This is a genomic window from Streptomyces sp. NPDC032472 (assembly GCF_040636955.1).
Taxonomy (GTDB): Bacteria; Actinomycetota; Actinomycetes; order Streptomycetales; family Streptomycetaceae; genus Streptomyces.
In genome coordinates, this window is sequence record NZ_JBEZVK010000010.1 from 60,871 (window position 1) to 79,224 (window position 18,354).

An 18,354-nucleotide genomic window follows, 5' to 3' on the forward strand; every position below is an offset into this window, starting at 1 on the left:
CCGCGGACAGCGGCGCCCCGGACCGCGGGGCCCGGGTACCGCCGCCGTTGCAGGGTTTACGCCTCGCGGGCGCCCTCGTACATCTCGTCGATCAGGTGCTTGAACTCACGCTCGACGACCGGCCGCTTCAGCTTCAGGCTCGGGGTGAGGTCGCCGTGCTCGACGTCGAGGTCGCGCGGCAGGATCCGGAACTTCTTGATGGTCTGCCAGCGCTGGAGGCCCTCGTTGAGGGTCTGTACGTACGTCTCGACGAGCCGGTTGGTCTCGGCGGCGGCGAGCACCTCGGCGTAGCTCTTGCCCTCGAGGCCGTGCTCGGCGGCCCATCCGAGGATCGCGGGCTCGTCGAGGGCGATCAGGGCGGTGCAGAAGTTCCGGTCGGCGCCGTGCACGACGATGCTCGACACGAACGGGCAGATCGCCTTGAACTGGCCCTCGATCTCGGCCGGGGCGACGTACTTGCCGCCGGAGGTCTTGATCAGGTCCTTCTTGCGGTCGGTGATGCGCAGGTAGCCGTCGGGCGAGAGCTCGCCGATGTCGCCGGTGTGCAGCCAGCCGTCCTCCTCCAGCACCTCGGCGGTCTTGTCCGGCTGGCCGTGGTAGCCCTGCATGATGCCGGGGCCGCGCAGCAGGATCTCGCCGTCGTCGGCGATGCGGACCTCGGTGCCGGGCAACGGCTTGCCGACGGTGCCGGTGCGGTAGGCCTCGCCGGGGTTGACGAAGGACGCGGCGCTGGACTCGGTGAGGCCGTAGCCCTCGAGGATGTGGACGCCGGCGCCGGAGAAGAAGTAGCCGATCTCGGGGGCGAGGGCGGAGGCGCCGGAGACGGCGGCGCGCAGCCGACCGCCGAAGGCGTCGCGGAGCTTGGAGTAGACGAGCGCGTCGGCGATCTTGTGCTTGGTGGCGAGGCCGAAGGGGACGCTGGGGCTGCCGGTGCGCCGGTAGTTGTCCTGGGTGGTCCGGGCGTACTCGCGGGCGACGTCCACCGACCACTTGAAGATCTTGTACTTGGCCCCGCCTCCGGCCCGGGCCTTGGCGGCGACGCCGTTGTAGACCTTCTCGAAGATGCGCGGGACGGCCGCCATGTAGGTGGGCTGGACCACCGGCAGGTTCTCGATGATCTTGTCGATGCGGCCGTCGACGGCGGTGACGTGCCCGACCTCGATCTGGCCGGAGGTGAGCACCTTGCCGAAGACGTGGGCGAGCGGCAGCCACAGGTACTGCACGTCGTCGCTGTGGATCATGCCGGTGGCGACGGTGGCCTTGGCCATGTACGCCCAGTTGTCGTGCGGGAGGCGGACGCCCTTGGGGCGGCCGGTGGTGCCGGAGGTGTAGATCAGCGTGGCGAGCTGGTCGGAGGCGATGGAGCCGATGCGCTCCTTGACCGCCTCCGGGTGCTTGGCGAGGTACTCCTTGCCGCGCGCCTCGAGCTCGGCGAGGGAGAGCACCCAGCCCTCCGGGTCGCCCTCGGCGGCGACCGCGTCGGCGGCCTCCAGGACGACCACGTGGGCGAGTTCGGGCAGGTCGGCGCGGCGCTCACGGGCCTTGGCCAGCTGGGCGGCGTCCTCGGCGATCAGCACGCGGCTGGCGGAGTCGGAGAGGATGAACGCCGACTCCTCGGCGTTGGTGCTGGGGTAGATGGTGGTCACGGCGCCGCCCGCGCACATCACGCCCAGGTCGGAGAGGATCCACTCGACGCGGGTGTTGGAGGCGAGCGCGACCCGCTGCTCGGGCTCCAGGCCGAGGTCGATCAGTCCGGCGGCGATGGCGAAGACCCGCTCGGCCGCCTGGCCCCAGCTCAGCGACTTCCAGTCGTCGGGTCCGCTGCCGGCGGCCGCGGGCACCGGGTACCGGTAGGCCTCGTTGTTCGGCGTGGCGGCGACACGCTCAAGGAAGAGGGCCGCCACGGTGGGCGGACGGTTCTCGATCAGGGTCTGTGTGTCGCTCACGGACGTCCTCCGGACCACGCGGCAGGGCCTGGCCGTCCCCGTGGGGTGGACGGCGGCTTCCAACAGGGCTTGCAACAGGGTTTGTAACTGGCGAGTAACCAAACGGGTAGTGATCAGGGTAGGGCGCCGCCGCCTGCCGCGTAAGGGCCCTTGAGCCGCCGATTCATAACGAAACAGGCCCCCGCGGCGCTGCGCGGGGGCCTGTTCCGCATGCCGTGCACGGCAGACGGCTACGGACGGCTACTTCTTCTTGGCGCCCGACTCGTCACTCGACAGGACGGCGATGAAGGCGTCCTGCGGGACCTCCACCGAGCCGACCATCTTCATGCGCTTCTTGCCTTCCTTCTGCTTCTCCAGCAGCTTCCGCTTACGGGAGATGTCACCGCCGTAGCACTTGGCGAGGACGTCCTTGCGGATGGCGCGGATCGTCTCGCGGGCGATGACGCGGGAGCCGATCGCGGCCTGGACCGGCACCTCGAAGGCCTGCCGCGGGATCAGCTCGCGTAGCTTGGCCACCAGGCGCACGCCGTACGCGTAGGCGGCGTCCTTGTGGGTGATGGCGGAGAACGCGTCGACCTTGTCGCCGTGGAGCAGGATGTCCACCTTGACCAGGCTGGAGGACTGCTCGCCGGTGGGCTCGTAGTCCAGGGAGGCGTAGCCGCGCGTCTTGGACTTCAGCTGGTCGAAGAAGTCGAAGACGATCTCGGCGAGGGGCAGGGTGTAGCGGATCTCGACGCGGTCCTCGGAGAGGTAGTCCATGCCGAGCAGGGTTCCGCGGCGGTTCTGGCACAGCTCCATGATCGAGCCGATGAACTCGGTCGGGGCGAGGATCGTGGCGCGCACGACCGGCTCGAACACGTCCGAGATCTTGCCCTCGGGGAACTCGCTCGGGTTGGTGACCGTGATCTCCTTGCCGTCCTCCAGGACGACCCGGTAGACCACGTTCGGCGCGGTCGCGATCAGGTCGAGGCCGAACTCGCGCTCCAGGCGCTCGCGGATCACGTCCAGGTGCAGCAGGCCGAGGAAGCCGACGCGGAAGCCGAAGCCGAGGGCGGCGGAGGTCTCCGGCTCGTAGACCAGGGCGGCGTCGTTGAGCTGGAGCTTGTCCAGGGCCTCGCGCAGCTCGGGGTAGTCGGAGCCGTCCAGCGGGTACAGGCCCGAGAACACCATCGGCTTGGGGTCCTTGTAGCCGCCCAGCGCCTCGGTGGCGCCGCCCGTCATCTGGGTGATGGTGTCGCCGACCTTGGACTGGCGGACGTCCTTCACACCGGTGATCAGGTAGCCCACCTCGCCGACCGAGAGGCCGTCGGCCGGCAGCATCTCGGGCGAGTTGCAGCCGATCTCCAGCAGCTCGTGGGTGGCGTTGGTGGACATCATGCGGATGCGCTCGCGCTTGTTGAGCGTGCCGTCGACCACACGGACGTACGTCACGACGCCGCGGTACGAGTCGTAGACGGAGTCGAAGATCATCGCGCGGGCGGGGGCGTCCTTGACGCCGACCGGCGCGGGGACGTTCTGCACCACGCGGTCGAGCAGCGCGTCCACGCCGATGCCCGTCTTGGCGGAGACCCGCAGCACGTCGTCGGGCTCACAGCCGACCAGGTTCGCCAGCTCCTCGGCGAACTTCTCCGGCTGGGCGGCCGGCAGGTCGATCTTGTTGAGGACCGGGACGATGGTGAGGTCGTTCTCCATCGCCAGGTAGAGGTTGGCGAGGGTCTGGGCCTCGATGCCCTGGGCGGCGTCCACCAGGAGGATCGTGCCCTCGCACGCGGCGAGGGAGCGGGAGACCTCGTAGGTGAAGTCGACGTGCCCGGGGGTGTCGATCATGTTGAGGATGTGCGTCTTGCCCATGCCGTCGCCCGAGGTGGGCGCCCAGGGCAGACGGACCGCCTGGGACTTGATCGTGATGCCGCGCTCACGCTCGATGTCCATGCGGTCCAGGTACTGGGCGCGCATCTGCCGCTGGTCGACGACGCCGGTGAGCTGGAGCATCCGGTCGGCAAGCGTCGACTTGCCGTGGTCGATGTGCGCGATGATGCAGAAGTTGCGGATCAGCGCCGGGTCGGTACGGCTCGGCTCGGGCACGTTGCTGGGGATGGCGGGCACGCAGTGTCCTGATTCTCGGGTCGCAGTCTGAAGCGTTGGCTGAGCGTCGGTCTGTGCGACAGGCGGATCTGTACGCAGACTCCCATGGTCCCATGGACGCAGGGATGCGCTCGGTTTGGGCCGGTCGAAGCGCGCCTGGTAGCCTGGGTGGCTGTGTCTCGCATGCCCTCTCAGCAGACGAGGCACGTCCGAAAAAACTCTGAACCTGAAAAGGCTCTTTCGTGGCGAACATCAAGTCCCAGATCAAGCGGAACAAGACCAACGAGAAGGCTCGCCTTCGCAACAAGTCGGTCAAGTCCGAGCTGCGCACCTTCATCCGCAAGGCCAACGAGGCCATCCTCGCCGGCGACGCGGAGAAGGCCACCGCTGCGGTCCGCCTGGCTTCCAAGAAGCTGGACAAGGCCGTCTCGAAGGGTGTCATCCACAAGAACGCCGCCGCCAACAAGAAGTCGGCGCTGGCCTCCAAGGTTGCCTCCGTCTGAGGTTCCGCACTCGATGTGATCGCCGGGACGGACCAAGCGGGCCCTCTCATCCGCTCCTGACCGGCACCCCGCGCCGCACGCGGCCTGCGTTCGCCACGCGGGTGCGGCGCACACAGCAGTGACCGAAGGCCCCGGCCTCCGCCCTTCCCCAGGGCGGCGGCCGGGGCCTTCGGCATGCATGCCCCCGGATGACGCCCGGGAATGCGTGCCCCGGGGCACACCCGCACCCTGGTTCATGCACCAGGACCCGCTCCCGAGGCGGGATGCCGCGCCGGTCGGATCGCCGGTCGGCCCGACTCCGGCCTCCACCAGGAGCGCGGTCGTCCTCGACGCCCGCCGACGGGCCGAGGTGGGCGGGCTGGCCCGGTGCATCGGGCAGCTGACGCTCAAGGACCTGGGCAGCGGGCAGCGGGCAGCGGGCAGCAGACCGGACAGCTCCGGCAGGGCGGGCAGGTCGTTCAGGAGCCCGCTGCCGATCGGCGGGGTGGGGCAGTCCGCTGATCGTCCTCGGCGTGGTGGGCGCCCTCATCGGGGTCAGCGGGCAGGTGCTGCTCTGGCAGGAGCACCGGCGCGGCCGGACCGCCGCGCGGGCACGCCTGTCGGCGGCGGCGGTCAGTACGCGGGCCGGCGGGGGCGGGCCGCGCGGGCTACGGCCACGACGGCCTTCTCCAGGGCGTATTCGGGGTCGTCGCCGCCGCCCTTGACGCCCGCGTCGGCCTCCGCGACCGCGCGCAGGGCGTCGGCGACGCCGTCCGCCGACCAGCCGCGCATCTGCTGGCGGACCCGGTCGATCTTCCAGGGGGGCATGCCGAGGTCGCGGGCGAGGTCGCCGGGGCGGGCTCCGCGGGGTGCGGAGGCCAGCTTGCCGATCGCCCGGACCGCCTGAGCAAGGGCACTTGTGATCAGCACGGGCGCCACGCCGGTCGCCAGGGACCAGCGCAGGGCTTCCAGGGCCTCCGCGGCCCGGCCCTCGACGGCCCGGTCGGCGACGGTGAAGCTGGAGGCCTCGGCCCGGCCGGTGTAGTAGCGGCCGACCACAGCCTCGTCGATGGTGCCCTCGACGTCCGCACAGAGCTGCGCCGCCGCGCTGGCCAGCTCCCGCAGGTCGCTGCCGATCGCATCGACCAGCGCCTGGCAGGCCTCCGGGGTCGCGGAGCGGCCCAGCGTGCGGAACTCGCCCCGCACGAACGCCAGCCGGTCCGCGGCCTTCGTCATCTTCGGGCAGGCGATCTCCCGGGCTCCGGCCTTGCGGGCCGCGTCCAGCAGGCCCTTGCCCTTGGCCCCGCCCGCGTGGAGGAGCACGAGGACGACGTCCTCGTCGGGGGCCGCCAGGTACGCCTTGACGTCCTTGACGGTGTCCGCGGACAGGTCCTGCGCGTTGCGCACGACCAGCACCTTGCGCTCGGAGAACAGCGAGGGGCTGGTCAGCTCGGCCAGGGTGCCGGGCTGGAGCTGCTCCGGGTTGAGGTCGCGCACATCGGTTTCGGGGTCGGCGGCGCGGGCGGCCGCCACCACCTCCCGTACGGCGCGGTCGAGCAGCAGGTCCTCCTGCCCCACCGCGAGGGTGAGCGGGGCGAGCGGATCGTCGGTGGTGTTCTTCCTGGTGGCCATCGCCCCCAGGATCCCACGCCGCACCGACAGTCCCCCGCGCCGCGTACCCGAGAATGGACGCGTGAACCTGCGACATGTACTGGTGCTGCCCGACCGCGACGCCGCCGAGGAGGTGGCCGGGGAGGTCGTCGACCGCTTCGGCCTGCCGGAGGAGCCGCAGCTGGTCCGCGACGCCCTGGCCGGCGAGGACGACGCCGAGGACGCCCAGTGGCTGGTGGTCGTCGAGGACCCCGGGCAGCAGCTCGACGTCGCGGAGCTGGACGGCCTCGCCGCCGCGTACGAAGGCTGGCTTGAGGCCCCGTAGGACCGCCCGGGCCCGCCTCAGGCCTTGTGGACGATCTGCACGTCGAGGGTGACGTCCACGCTGGAGCCGATCGCCGCGACCCCGTTCGCCAGCAGGGACTGCCAGTTCAGGGTGAAGTCCTCGCGGTGGAGTTCGGCGGAGGCCCGGCAAGCGGCGCGCGGCTCGCCCTCCAGCCCCGTTCCCAGGCCCAGGTACTCGGTGTCCAGGGTCACCGAGCGGCTGGTGCCGTGCAGCGTCAGGGCGCCCGCAACGGCCCAGCGGCTGCCGCTGCGGTGGATGAACCGCTCGCTGTAGAACTCCACGGTCGGGTAGCGGACCGCGTCCAGGAAGTCCGCCGAACGCAGGTGGTCGTCCCGCATCCGCAGCCCGGTGTCGATGCTCGCCGCATCGATGATCACGTGCATGGAGGAGTCCTCCATGCGGTCGGCTATCCGCACCGCGCCGGCGAAGGTGTTGAACCGGCCGCGGATCCGGGCGAAGCCGATGTGCCGCGCCGTGAAGGCGATCGACGAGTGCGCCGGGTCGAGCTCCCAGTGGCCGGGCTGCGGCAGCAGCGGCGGCTCCACCGCATCGAGGATGATCTCGGCGGTGCCGGGCTGCGCGGTGTCGCCCACGATCGTCGCCCCGTGGAAGGGCGCGAAGCCGTCGGCGGTGACGGTGAGCCGGTACTCCCCCTCCGGGACGGCCGCGGTGAAGCCGCCGTACGGATCGGTCTCGCCGCTGACGATGCGCCGGCCGATCGGGTCGGTCACCTCGAACTTCGCCTGCCGGACGGGCTGGTGGACCGTGTCGAGGACCCGGCAGCTGAGCAGGCGCGCCGTATGAGGCAGTGTCAGGGTCGCGGATGTCTGCGAGCCGGCACTTCCGGCCGTCTCCGTCCCCCGTCTGCGACCGAACATGGTTGATGCACCCCCGTGCTGAATGGACTTGTACCCCTGTGGCGAGAACGCATTCGATCATGCTGTCGAGTCGGGGGCAAACAGAGGGGCCCCGCCCCCTATGGGCGTGTCGCCGCCTTCGTCCCGACGGGAAGGCCCGTAGGCCCGGACCGCTTCCGCTGACCGCGATCGAGCCGTCGCTGTCGGTGCGCAGAACGGCCGCGCCGAGCGAGCGCAGCCGCGCGAGCGTGCCCGCGGCGGGGTGGCCGTAGCGGTTCCCCTCGCCGACCGGCACGATCGCGAGCCGGGGTCGGATCCGGGCCTGCAGCGCAGGGTCCTGGTGCGCCGAGCCGTGGTGGGCGACCTTGAGCACATCGACCGGGCCCAGGTCCGGATGGGCGCTCAACAGGGCCTGCTGCGAGGGCGGTTCGAGGTCGCCGAGCAGCAGCAGGGTCAGGCCGGCGGTGCGCACCAGCAGGGCCACGCTGGCGTCGTTGGGCCCCTGGGGCCGCGGGCCGTCGGGCGGGGGCCACAGCACCTGCCATTCCAGCGGCCCGGTGCGACGCCGCTCCCCCGCCGTGGCCGGTGCGACGGGCACCCCGGCCGCCGCCGCGGCCCGCCGGACCGACCGGGCCTGCCCGGCGGGCTCTTCCAGCGTGGTGGTCTGGATCACCCCCACGGTCCGGCCCCGCAGCACCCCGGACAGGCCGCCCACGTGGTCGGCGTGGAAGTGGGTCAGCAGGAGCAGCGGCACCCGGCGCACCCCCAGGCTGCGCAGGCACGCGTCCACCGGCCCGGGCTCGGGCCCCGCGTCCACCACCACGGCGGCGCCCGGCCCGGCGGCGAGCACGGCGGCGTCGCCCTGGCCCACGGCGCACTGGACGTAGCTCCAGTCGGGCGGCGGCCAGCCGGTGAGCGTACGGGTGAGCTGCGGCGGCCGGAGCACCGCGAGGAGCAGCAGCACCACCAGCGCCGCGCACACCCACGGCCGGCCCCGCAGCCGCGGGCCGAGGCCGACGGCGGCCACGGTGGCCGCGGCCAGCAGCAGCCCGCCGGTGAGCCCGCCCGGCCAGGCCACCTCCGCCCCGGGCAGCCGCGCCCCGCCCCGGGCCACGGCGGCGATCCACCCGGCCGGCACCGCCGCACAGCGGGCGAGCAGTTCCGCCGCCGGCATGCACAGCGGCGCCGACGCGAGGGCCGCGAAACCGAGCACGGTCGCGGGACCCGCCGCGAGCTCGGCGAGCAGGTTGCAGGGCACGGCGACCAGGCCGACCCGGGCCGACAGCACCGCGACCACCGGCGCGCACACCGCCTGGGCAGCGGCGGCGGCCCCCAGCGCCTCGGCGAACCGCGGCCGCACGCCGCGCCGCCGCAGGGCCTCGCCCCAGCGCGGGGCGAGCGTCAGCAGGGACCCCGTCGCCAGCACCGAGAGCAGGAACCCGGGGCTGCGGGCCAGCCACGGATCGTGGAGCACCAGCAGCAGCACGGCGGCCGCCAGGGCGGGGAGCAGGGACCTGCGCCGGCCGGTCGCGAGGGCCAGCAGGCCGATGCCGCCGCAGGCCGCGGCCCGCAGCACGCTCGGGTCCGGCCGGCAGACGACCACGAAGCCGAGGGTCAGCGCCGCCCCGCCGAGAGCCGTCGCCCGCAGGGACAGCCCCAGGCGGGGCGCGAGCCCCCGCCGCTCGGCCTGCTGCGCGCGGGCCGGGGGCCCGATGAGCAGGAACAGCACCACGGTCAGGTTGGACCCGGAGACGGCCAGCAGGTGCAGCAGGTCGGTGGCCCGGAACGCCGCGTCCAGGTCGGGCGGCACCCGGGAGGTGTCCCCGACCACCAGCGCCGGCAGCAGGGCCCGGGCGTCCGGAGCGAGTCCCTCGGTGGCCCGGCGCAGCCCGGCCCGCAGCCGCCCGGCGAGCCGCTGGACGGCATCCGGGCCGCCGGTCACCCGCGGCGGGGCCTCCCCGGCGGGCCGCAGCAGCGCCACCGCCCGCTCCCCGGGCCGGCCCGGGGCCAGCCGGGCCTCCACCGCCACCCGGGTGGAGGGCAGCAGCCCGGCCCACTGCGCGTCGGCGAGCACCCGCACCGGGGTGGCGACCCGGGTCTGTCCTCCGCCGGGCGGCCCCACCCGGGTCACCACCGCGTCCAGCACCACGGCGGGCGGCCCGCTGCCCCCGCGCGTGGTCCGCGCGTCGGAGGCGACGGTGACCTCGGCAACGACCCGGGCGTGCTCCCGGGCCAGGCCCGCCACCGGCCCGGCGCGCTCCTCGGCCCGCGTCAGCCCCGCCGCCGTGGCGGCGCCGGCCGCGCACAGCAGGGCCAGGGCCGCGGCCGTCCCGGCCCGCCACAGCCGCTCCGGCCGGCGGCACCCCGCCAGGAGCAGCAGCCCGGCGGCTGCGACGCCCAGCCCCGCCCCGGCGGCGGTCCACCCGGCCGGCGCGTCGAGCGCGGCGGCGGCCGCAGCCCAGGCGGCCAGCGCCGGCACCACCAGCCGCAGGTCCGCCGGCCCCCGCTCCTCGCCCGGGCTCACGGCCGCACCAGCTTGCGCAGGTCGGCGAAGCGCTGCTCGCCGATGCCGTCGACCTGCCGGAGCTCCTCCACCGACCGGAAGCCGCCGCGGGCGGTCCGGAAGTCCACGATGTGCTGCGCCAGCACCGGCCCCACCCCGGGCAGCGCGTCCAGCTGCTCCACGGTGGCCGTACCGAGACTCAGCGGCCCCGAACCGGGCCCGGTCGAACCCGGGGCGGCCGGCGGCGCCGGGCCTCCAACCACCACCTGCTCGCCGTCGACCAGCACCCTGGCCCGGTTGAGCCCGGTGGTGTCCGTGCCGGGCGGCACTCCCCCGGCGGCCGCGAGCGCGTCCTCCACCCGCGACCCGGCGGGCAGCCGCCGCACCCCCGGGTCGCGGACCTTGCCGCTGACGTCCACCACGATGCGGGAGCCGGCGGGCGGCCCCGTGGCAGGGGCGGGCGCCGCCGCCGGAACCGGTCCCACCACCGCGGGCGCGGTCACCGGCTGCGGCCGGGCCGACCAGTACTGCTGCACCCCGAGGACGACCGCCGCGCCCAGCACCACCGCCACGGCGGCCACCGCCCGCGGCTGCACCGCCACCCGCGCCTGCACCCACACCGGCAACCGCTCCCGCACGGCCACCCACCGCCCGAGCCCCGCCGGGGCGTTCGGGTGGCCGGCGGCCGCCCCAGGCGGCTGCACCGACTCGCCAGACGCCGACGGTCCGGGCGGAAGGCCCGGCGGCAACTCCGCCTGAGGCGGCGCGCCCGGCGCACGGGACGACGGCAGCTCAAACGGCCCGCCGGGCACCACACCCGACGGCGCTCGCGGCGCCAACCCCGCGGACGGACCGGCCCGACGGCCTGGCGGCGCCCCCGCCGGAGCCACCGGCGGCACGCCTGGCCCGGCGACCGGCGGTGCCCCGGCGGGTCGCGCCTCAGGCGGCGGGCCGCCGCCCAAGAGAGCCCGGGCCCTGCGGCGGAGTGCCTCCGGGTCCGGGGAGTGGGCATGGCGGCGGGTGCTGCCGGCGCGGCGCAGGCGGCCGTCCGAGGGGCGGGGGCGGCCCGGGCCGCTGCCCGCTCCCGCCCGGTGCGAAGTGCGCGTACGAAGCGTCCTGCGAAGAGTCATGCCACGACGGTAGGAACCGATCCCGACCCCCGCTCGGAGTCTTCAATTCCGGTGGATATCCCCACCGTTGTGGATATCTCCGTCACCCGTTCCGGTGCACAGCCCCGGCGGTCGGCCCGGTGGCCAACCCCGACGACCAGCCCGGCGGCAGCCCCTGCGGTCAGCCACGACGATCAGTCCGACGATCGGCCCTGCGGTCAGCCACGACGATCAGCCCGACGATCGGCCCTGCGCTCAGCGCGGCGAGACGACCGCCGCCAGCAGCCCCGGACCCGTGTGCGCGCCGATCACCGCTCCGACCTCGCTGACGTGCAGCTCGACCAGCCCGGGGATGCGCTCGCGCAACCGCTGCGCCAGCTTCTCGGCCCGCTCCGGCGCCGCGAGGTGGTGCACGGCCACGTCCACGCTCGCCGTCCCGGCCCGCTCCACCGCGAGCTCCTCCAGGCGCGCGATGGCCTTGGACGCCGTCCGCACCTTCTCCAGCATCTCGATGCGCCCGCCGTCCAGCGTGAGCAGAGGCTTGACGGCCAGGGCCGAGCCGAGGAGGGCCTGCGCGGCCCCGATGCGGCCGCCGCGCCGGAGATAGTCCAGGGTGTCGACGTAGAAGTACGCCGACATGTCCGCGGCCCGCTTCTCGGCGGCGGCCACGGCCTCGTCGACGGAGCCGCCCGCCTCGGCGGTCTCGGCGGCGGCCAGGGCGCAGAACCCCAGCGCCATGGCGACCATGCCGGTGTCGACCACGCGCACGGGCACGGGGGCCGTCTTCGCCGCCAGCACGGCGGCGTCGTAGGTGCCGGAGAAGTCCGAGGACAGGTGCAGGCTGACGATCCCGGTCGCACCGGCCTCCGCGGCCGCCCGGTAGGCCCGTACGAACTCCTCCGGACCGGGCCGGGAGGTGGTCACCGAGCGGCGTTTCTGCAGGGCCAGGGCCAGGCTGCGGGCCGAGATCTCGGTGCCCTCTTCGAGAGCTTCGTCCCCGAGGACCACGGTCAGCGGGACGGAGGTGATTCCGTGCCGCGCCATGGCCGGTTGGGGCAGGTAGGCCGTGGAATCGGTGACGATCGCGACATGGCGGGACATGAGCCGGAGGTTACCGCCAGAGGGGGTGCCGCGGCAGCCCGACCCCTCCTGCCACCGCCGTCACGCCCCGTTCAGCGCCCCTGACCGCCTGCCGACCGCCGACCGTCTACCGACCGCTGCGGACCGCCCGCCTGCCGACCGCCGACCGACCGCCGACCGACCGCCTGCCGACCGCTGCGGACCGCCCGCCGGCCGCCGCCGACCGCCTCAGGTCGTCGCCTCGGGCCGCCGGCTCTTCTGCCAGGGGTACTCCGGCGCCGGCGCGGACGGATCCAGGGCCGGAGTCGAGGCCGCCCCTGCCGAGGTCTGCGCCGAACCAGCCGCCGCCCCCGCCGCCCCCGGCGCCGCCGCCGGCGACGCCCCCGCCGCCGGTCCGCCGGCCCCCGCGTCCCACGCGGCCGCAGCAGCAGCCAGGTCGTCGGCCGCGTCCCGCCGCGAGGCCCAGTCCCGCAGGGCTCCGGACTCGACCTCGATCTGCGCCGACAGGTGCGCCAGATCGTCGTCGGCGAAGCGGCGGGCCCGCTCCCGGGCCGCCCACCGCAGCGAGTCCGCGGCCTGCGTGATCTTGGCAGTCCGCTCCTTCAGCACCGGCATGGCCGCTGCGACACGCGCCCGGTCCGGCTCCTGCTCCATCCGCCGCAGCTCGTCGTCCAGCTCGTGCCCGTGCGCGCTGAGCTGCTGGAACAGGCCGATGGACTCCTTCAGCGACGGGTCCGTCCGCACGCCCTCGTCCAGGGCCTCCCGCGTCGCCCGCATCGACGTCCGCAGGTCCAGCCGCAGCTGCGCCAGCGCGCCGCCGACCCCGACCTGGCCGATGCTCTTGGCCTTCAGCGCCGTGTCCTCCACGGTCCGCCGGGCCTGCGTGATCGTCCGGTCCACGCCGCGCTTCGCCGCACCGACGGCCTTCGCCGTGGCCCACACGCCCAGTCCCAGGACGGCGAACAGCATCACCAGGGCAAACATGATGATCATCAAGCCTGCGTCCACGAGGCCCCCTTCCCTGCCGTTTCCCGTCCCTCCACCGTAAACGCCACGGGCAGGCCAGGGGTTCCAAACGAACCCCCAACCTGCCCGTACGGGACTACCCCTAGACCAGCGGGATCCGTCAGACGACGATGTTCACCAGCTTCGGCGCGCGGACGATCACCTTGCGGATCTCGGCCCCGCCCAGCGCCGCCACGACCGCCTCGTCGGCCAGCGCCAGCTGCTCCAGCTCACCCTCGGAGATCGCCGGCGGCACCTCCAGGCGGGCCTTGACCTTGCCCTTGATCTGCACGACGCAGGTCACGGTCTCGTCCACGACGTACGCCGGGTCCGCGACCGGGAAGTCCTGGTGGACGACCGAGTCGGTGTGGCCCAGGCGGTGCCACAGCTCCTCCGCGATGTGCGGGGCCAGCGGGGCGACCAGCAGGACCAGCCGTTCGGCGACCGAGCGCTCCAGCGGGCGGCCCGCCTTGGTCAGGAAGTTGTTCAGCTCGGTGATCTTGGCGATGGCGGTGTTGAAGCGCAGGCCCGCCATGTCCGACCCGGCCCCGTCGATCGCCTTGTGCAGCGCGCGCAGGGTGTCCTCGCCGGGCTCGCCGTCGACGACGGTGACGGCACCCGTCTCCTCGTCCACGATGTTGCGCCACAGGCGCTGCAGCAGCCGGTACTGGCCGACCACGGCCCGCGTGTCCCACGGACGCGAGACGTCCAGCGGGCCCATCGCCATCTCGTACAGGCGCAGCGTGTCGGCGCCGTACTCCTCGCAGATCTCGTCCGGCGTGACGGCGTTCTTCAGGGACTTGCCCATCTTGCCGTGCTCGCGCTTGACCGGCTGGCCCTGGTGGAAGTACGCGCCGTCGCGCTCCTCGACCTCGGCCGCCGGCACGTACACGCCGCGCGCGTCGGTGTACGCGTACGCCTGGATCATGCCCTGGTTGAACAGCTTGTGGAACGGCTCGGCCGAGGAGACGTGGCCCAGGTCGAACAGCACCTTCGACCAGAAGCGGGCGTACAGCAGGTGCAGCACCGCGTGCTCGGCGCCGCCCACGTACAGGTCGACACCGCCGTGCGGCGCGCCCTCGCGCGGGCCCATCCAGTACTGCTCGATCTCCGGGTCGACCAGCGCGGACGCGTTGTGCGGGTCCAGGTAGCGCAGCTCGTACCAGCAGGAGCCGGCCCAGTTGGGCATGGTGTTGGTCTCGCGGCGGAAGGAGCGCACGCCGCGGCCGTCGCCCAGGTCCAGCTCGACGTTGACCCAGGCCTCGTTGCGCGACAGCGGGGTCTCCGGCTTGGAGGACGCGTCGTCGGGCTCGAAGGTGCGCGGCGAGTAGTCCTCGACCTCGGGCAGCTCCAGCGGCAGCATCGACTCGGGCAGCGGGTGCGCCACGCCGTCCTCGTCGTAGACGATCGGGAAGGGCTCGCCCCAGTAGCGCTGACGGCTGAACAGCCAGTCGCGCAGCCGGAAGTTGACGGTGCCTTCGCCGATGCCCCGCTCGGCCAGCCAGGCCGTGATGGCGGCCTTCGCCTCGACGACGCCCAGGCCGTCCAGGGAGATGCCCTCTCCGGTGGAGTTCACCAGGGTGCCGTCGTACGAGGTGAACGCGTCCTCCCACTCGGCGGGGTCGGCGTCGCGGTCGTCCGTGGGCTCCACGACGCAGCGCACCGGCAGCTCGAAGGCCTGCGCGAAGGCGAAGTCGCGGGAGTCGTGCGCGGGGACGGCCATGATGGCGCCGGTGCCGTAGCCCATCAGCACGTAGTCGGCGATGAAGACCGGGACCAGGGCGCCGCTGACCGGGTTGGTCGCGTAGGCGCCGGTGAAGACGCCGGTCTTGTCCTTGGCCTCGGCCTGGCGCTCGACGTCGGACTTGGCGGCGGCCTGCTTGCGGTACGCGTCCACGGCCTCGCCGGGGGTCGAGGAGCCGCCGGTCCACACCTGGTGGGTGCCCTCGGGCCACTCGGCCGGGACGATCTTCTCGACCAGCGGGTGCTCGGGCGCCAGCACCATGTACGTGGCGCCGAACAGGGTGTCGGGCCGGGTGGTGAAGACGGTGATCGCGTCGTCGCCGACGGCGAAGTCGACGCGGGCGCCCTCGGAGCGGCCGATCCAGTTCCGCTGCTGCAGCTTGATGGCCTCGGGCCAGTCCAGCGCGTCCAGGTCGTCCAGCAGCCGGTCGGCGTAGGCAGTGATCCGCATGTTCCACTGGCTCAGCCGGGACTTGAAGACGGGGAAGTTGCCGCGCTCGGAGCGGCCGTCCGCGGTGACCTCCTCGTTGGCCAGGACGGTGCCCAGGCCGGGGCACCAGTTGACGGGCGCGTCCGAGGCGTAGGCCAGCCGGTACTCGTTCAGGACGTCGGCCCGCTCGGCGGCGGTCAGCGCGTCCCAGGAGCGGCCGCCCGGGACCTCGCGGGAGCCGTCCGCGAAGGCGGCGACCAGCTCGGCGATCGGGCGGGCCTTCTTCGCGTCGGTGTCGTACCAGGAGTTGTAGATCTGCAGGAAGATCCACTGGGTCCACTTGTAGTAGTCCGGGTCGATCGTCGCGAAGGACCGGCGCTTGTCGTGGCCCAGGCCCAGGCGGCGCAGCTGGGCCTTCATGTTCTCGATGTTCGCCTCGGTGGACACGCGCGGGTGCGTGCCGGTCTGGACGGCGTACTGCTCGGCCGGCAGGCCGAAGGCGTCGAAGCCCAGGGTGTGCAGGACGTTGTGGCCGGTCATCCGCTGGTGGCGGGCGAAGACGTCGGTGGCGATGTAGCCCAGCGGGTGGCCGACGTGCAGGCCCGCACCCGAGGGGTACGGGAACATGTCCATGATGAACTTCTTGGGGCGGGCGACGACCTCCGCGTCCCCGGCCAGGTCACCGGCCGGGTTCGGGGCCTCGTAGGTGCCCTGCGCGTCCCATACGTCCTGCCAGCGTGCCTCGATGTCGGCGGCCATGGCAGCCGTGTAACGGTGCCCCTCGGCCGCCTCGGGGGCCGGGGTGTTCGTCTCGCTCATGTTTTTGGAAGCTCCATCGATCGTCTCTGCCGTCTCTGCTTGCTCAAACGAAAAAGCCCCTCGCACAGGAGGGGGCGCCGCGCCGATGCCGACCGTCTCGAGGGGTCGGTACTGATCAGCGCGGCTCGGTAAGCAGAAGGCGTACGGCACGCATGGCGCCAGGGTACCGCAGGGGTCCCGGCGGCCGCTCGGTCGTTCCGCACAACGAGAAGAGGGCCACCCGATCCGGGTGACCCTCTTCCACACTGTGGAGCTAAGGAGAATTGAACTCCTGACCTCCTGCATGCCATGCAGGCGCTCTACCAACTGAGCTATAGCCCCTTGTTTCTCTCTGCCGCCGGGCCCCTTCTCGGTTTCCCTTGCCGGTTCCCCCTGGCGACACCCAGAACATTACACGGTTCCGGCCCAGGTCCAAAAACGGGTTTCCCAATGGGGAGACTTGCCCGTTCTCACCCGTTTCGTCATGACTGAGCCATGGCTGAGCCACGGCTGAGCCATGGCCGAACCGCAGGCGAGCCGCGGCCGAGTCGCAGCCCGGCACGGCCGGGCCGGACCCCTGCTAGGCCCGCGCGAACTGGTAGAACCGCTTGAGCGTGCAGTGCTCGTCGAGGAGCCGGCCGTAGATCGGCTCGCCCTCCAGCTCGCGGTACGTCTCGATGGGGTCGCCTTTTATGATCAGCGCCCGCGCGCATTCCTCGCACCAGTACTGGTAGTCGGGGTTGACCGGGTCCATGTCCCGCACGATCGGCGTGCCGTTGTTGCACCAGTCGCACCGCCGCCGGTGTGCACCCATCCGTCAGCGACTCCCTCCCGCGTCGGGCCGTCGACTCCCCCTCCGGCCGTCCGATTCTGCCACGCGGGCGCGCGGCAGGTCAGCAAGCGCAGACGGAACAAACGCAAAGGATCCCGCCCCCTGTTGGGGACGGGATCCTGATTGTGGAGCTAAGGAGAATTGAACTCCTGACCTCCTGCATGCCATGCAGGCGCTCTACCAACTGAGCTATAGCCCCGCTCTCCGCCTCGCTCCCCCGTTTCCGGTGTTCCGCGCTGCGAACAAGAAGAACTCTAGCCTGTGACCACCCGGAAAGTGAAATCCGGGTGGCGGGGCCCCTGAGACGGGCTCAGTCGTCGTCGCCGAGCACCGGTTGCGGCAGCGTGCCGGCGTTGTGTTCCAGCAGGCGCCAGCCGCGCGCGCCCTCGCCCAGGACGGACCAGCAGCAGTTGGAGAGCCCGCCCAGGCTCTCCCAGTCGTGCGCTTCGAGCCCGAGCAGCCGGCCGATGGTGGTGCGGATGGTGCCGCCGTGGCTGACCACGACGAGCGTGCCGCCCTCGGGCAGCAGTCCGGCGTGCTCCAGCACCACCGGGGCGGCCCGGTCGGCGACCTCGGTCTCCAGCTCGCCGCCGCCGCGGCGGACGGGCTCGCCGCGCTTCCAGGCCGCGTACTGCTCGCCGTGCTTGTCGAGGATCTCGTCGTGGGTCAGGCCTTGCCACTCACCGGCGTACGTCTCGCGCAGCGCGGCGGTGTGCGCGACGGGCAGCCCCGTCACGGAGGCCAGCTCGGCGGCCGTGGCGGAGGCGCGCATCAGGTCGGAGGCGACGATGGCGTCCGGCCGCAGGGAGGCCAGCAGCCGGGCGGCGCGGCGCGCCTGCGCCACACCGGTCTCGGTCAACGGGATGTCCGTGGAGCCCTGGAAGCGGCGTTCGAGGTTCCACGACGTCTGGCCGTGCCGCCACAGGACGATCTTCCTGCCGGTCCGCGAGCCGGACGGCGTGCCGGTACCGGTGCTCAGAACAGATCACCGTCCAGCTCGTCGTCGCCCTGGGCCTCGCGCAGCTTCGCGTACTCCTCGGCCTTGCCCTTCGTGAGCTTGGCGTCCTCGGGCAGCTCGATCTCGGGGCAGTCCTTCCACAGGCGCTCCAGCGCGTAGAAGACCCGCTCCTCGCTGTGCTGGACGTGGACGACGATGTCGACGTAGTCGAGCAGGATCCAGCGGGCGTCGCGGTCTCCCTCGCGGCGCACCGGCTTGGCGCCGAGCTCCTTGAGGAGGCGCTCCTCGATCTCGTCGACGATCGACTTGACCTGGCGGTCGTTGGGCGCCGAGGCGAGCAGGAAGGCGTCGGTGATCGACAGCACGTCGCTGACGTCGTACGCGATGATGTCGTGCGCGAGCCGGTCGGCCGCAGCCTGGGCGGCGGTGGTGATGAGCTCGATGGAGCGGTCCGTGGCGGTCACTGGCCATGCTTTCGGGTTGGCGGGCAGATCCCTACAAGGGTCTCATGTGCCGCCGACGCCGCCCGCGCGGAACGGATCGCGCGGGCGGGGGCAGGGCCGGGGGCC

13 protein-coding genes, 2 tRNA genes and 1 pseudogene are annotated in these 18,354 nt (G+C 72.9%); 2 read left to right on the forward strand and 14 right to left on the reverse strand.

What is annotated here, in order from left to right; all coding sequences use genetic code 11:
* Positions 1 to 56 precede the first annotated feature (56 nt).
* Together AB0F11_RS08705 and lepA are read right to left on the reverse strand one after the other, a co-directional pair.
* A complete protein-coding gene (locus AB0F11_RS08705; RefSeq protein WP_362169835.1) occupies positions 57 to 1,946 on the reverse strand; it encodes an AMP-dependent synthetase/ligase in 1,890 nt (629 codons plus the stop codon).
* A 240-nt stretch (positions 1,947 to 2,186) separates the two neighbouring features.
* Positions 2,187 to 4,052: a translation elongation factor 4 gene (lepA, locus tag AB0F11_RS08710; protein WP_362169837.1), complete on the reverse strand. Its 1,866-nt coding sequence runs from the start codon at positions 4,050 to 4,052 to the stop codon at positions 2,187 to 2,189.
* A 221-nt stretch (positions 4,053 to 4,273) separates the two neighbouring features.
* On the opposite strand from lepA, the gene rpsT reads away from it, so the two are divergent.
* Positions 4,274 to 4,534, forward strand: coding sequence for a 30S ribosomal protein S20 (gene rpsT, locus AB0F11_RS08715; protein WP_361905322.1), 261 nt, complete (start codon positions 4,274 to 4,276; stop codon positions 4,532 to 4,534).
* A gap of 612 nt (positions 4,535 to 5,146) precedes the next feature.
* Here the strand turns inward: rpsT and holA are convergent.
* Positions 5,147 to 6,145 carry a DNA polymerase III subunit delta gene (holA, locus tag AB0F11_RS08720; protein WP_362169839.1) on the reverse strand — a complete coding sequence of 333 codons (999 nt, stop codon included), beginning with the start codon at positions 6,143 to 6,145 and terminating at the stop codon, positions 5,147 to 5,149.
* A 61-nt stretch (positions 6,146 to 6,206) separates the two neighbouring features.
* Between holA and AB0F11_RS08725 the strand changes: the two genes are divergently transcribed.
* On the forward strand, positions 6,207 to 6,449 hold the full coding sequence (locus AB0F11_RS08725) for a hypothetical protein (RefSeq protein WP_362169841.1): 243 nt from the start codon (positions 6,207 to 6,209) through the stop codon (positions 6,447 to 6,449).
* Positions 6,450 to 6,466: 17 nt separating this feature from the next.
* Here the strand turns inward: AB0F11_RS08725 and AB0F11_RS08730 are convergent, their stop codons facing one another.
* From AB0F11_RS08730 to rsfS, 11 genes and pseudogenes are all read right to left on the reverse strand, one after another.
* Positions 6,467 to 7,348 (reverse strand): YceI family protein, encoded by an 882-nt coding sequence (locus AB0F11_RS08730; protein WP_362169843.1) that lies wholly within the window; start codon positions 7,346 to 7,348, stop codon positions 6,467 to 6,469.
* Between the two features lie 136 nt (positions 7,349 to 7,484).
* Positions 7,485 to 9,851, reverse strand: a pseudogene (locus AB0F11_RS08735) (ComEC/Rec2 family competence protein); the annotation flags it as partial.
* A complete protein-coding gene (locus tag AB0F11_RS08740; RefSeq protein WP_362169845.1) occupies positions 9,848 to 10,960 on the reverse strand; it encodes a ComEA family DNA-binding protein in 1,113 nt (370 codons plus the stop codon). The gene AB0F11_RS08740 and the pseudogene AB0F11_RS08735, both read right to left, overlap by 4 nt.
* 234 nt (positions 10,961 to 11,194) lie before the next feature.
* Positions 11,195 to 12,040, reverse strand: coding sequence for a DegV family protein (locus tag AB0F11_RS08745; protein ID WP_361905336.1), 846 nt, complete (start codon positions 12,038 to 12,040; stop codon positions 11,195 to 11,197).
* A 207-nt stretch (positions 12,041 to 12,247) separates the two neighbouring features.
* The gene (locus tag AB0F11_RS08750; protein WP_362169848.1) at positions 12,248 to 13,027 is read right to left on the reverse strand and encodes a hypothetical protein; all 780 of its coding nucleotides are present in this window, start codon (positions 13,025 to 13,027) and stop codon (positions 12,248 to 12,250) included.
* A gap of 118 nt (positions 13,028 to 13,145) precedes the next feature.
* Positions 13,146 to 16,016, reverse strand: a complete 2,871-nt coding sequence (gene leuS / locus AB0F11_RS08755) for a leucine--tRNA ligase (RefSeq protein ID WP_362169850.1) — start codon at positions 16,014 to 16,016, stop codon at positions 13,146 to 13,148.
* Positions 16,017 to 16,264: 248 nt separating this feature from the next.
* Positions 16,265 to 16,337, reverse strand: a tRNA-Ala gene (locus AB0F11_RS08760).
* 238 nt (positions 16,338 to 16,575) lie between these two features.
* Positions 16,576 to 16,809, reverse strand: a complete 234-nt coding sequence (locus AB0F11_RS08765) for a hypothetical protein (protein WP_008738908.1) — start codon at positions 16,807 to 16,809, stop codon at positions 16,576 to 16,578.
* 144 nt (positions 16,810 to 16,953) lie between these two features.
* A tRNA-Ala gene (locus tag AB0F11_RS08770) sits at positions 16,954 to 17,026 on the reverse strand.
* 111 nt (positions 17,027 to 17,137) lie between these two features.
* Positions 17,138 to 17,806 carry a histidine phosphatase family protein gene (locus AB0F11_RS08775; RefSeq protein WP_362169978.1) on the reverse strand — a complete coding sequence of 223 codons (669 nt, stop codon included), beginning with the start codon at positions 17,804 to 17,806 and terminating at the stop codon, positions 17,138 to 17,140.
* Entirely contained in the window at positions 17,803 to 18,249 is a 447-nt protein-coding gene (gene rsfS, locus AB0F11_RS08780; RefSeq protein WP_362169852.1) for a ribosome silencing factor, read from the reverse strand. Before rsfS ends, AB0F11_RS08775 begins: the two co-directional genes overlap by 4 nt.
* Positions 18,250 to 18,354: the final 105 nt, after the last annotated feature.

Bases quoted from the DNA above. Each gene is read 5' to 3' on its own strand.
- leuS (WP_362169850.1), bottom strand. From the start codon at position 16,016: ATGAGCGAGACGAACACCCCGGCCCCCGAGGCGGCCGAGGGGCACCGT.
- AB0F11_RS08740 (WP_362169845.1), bottom strand. From the start codon at position 10,960: ATGACTCTTCGCAGGACGCTTCGTACGCGCACTTCGCACCGGGCGGGA.
- AB0F11_RS08730 (WP_362169843.1), bottom strand. From the start codon at position 7,348: ATGTTCGGTCGCAGACGGGGGACGGAGACGGCCGGAAGTGCCGGCTCG.
- holA (WP_362169839.1), bottom strand. From the start codon at position 6,145: ATGGCCACCAGGAAGAACACCACCGACGATCCGCTCGCCCCGCTCACC.
- AB0F11_RS08765 (WP_008738908.1), bottom strand. From the start codon at position 16,809: ATGGGTGCACACCGGCGGCGGTGCGACTGGTGCAACAACGGCACGCCG.
- AB0F11_RS08745 (WP_361905336.1), bottom strand. From the start codon at position 12,040: ATGTCCCGCCATGTCGCGATCGTCACCGATTCCACGGCCTACCTGCCC.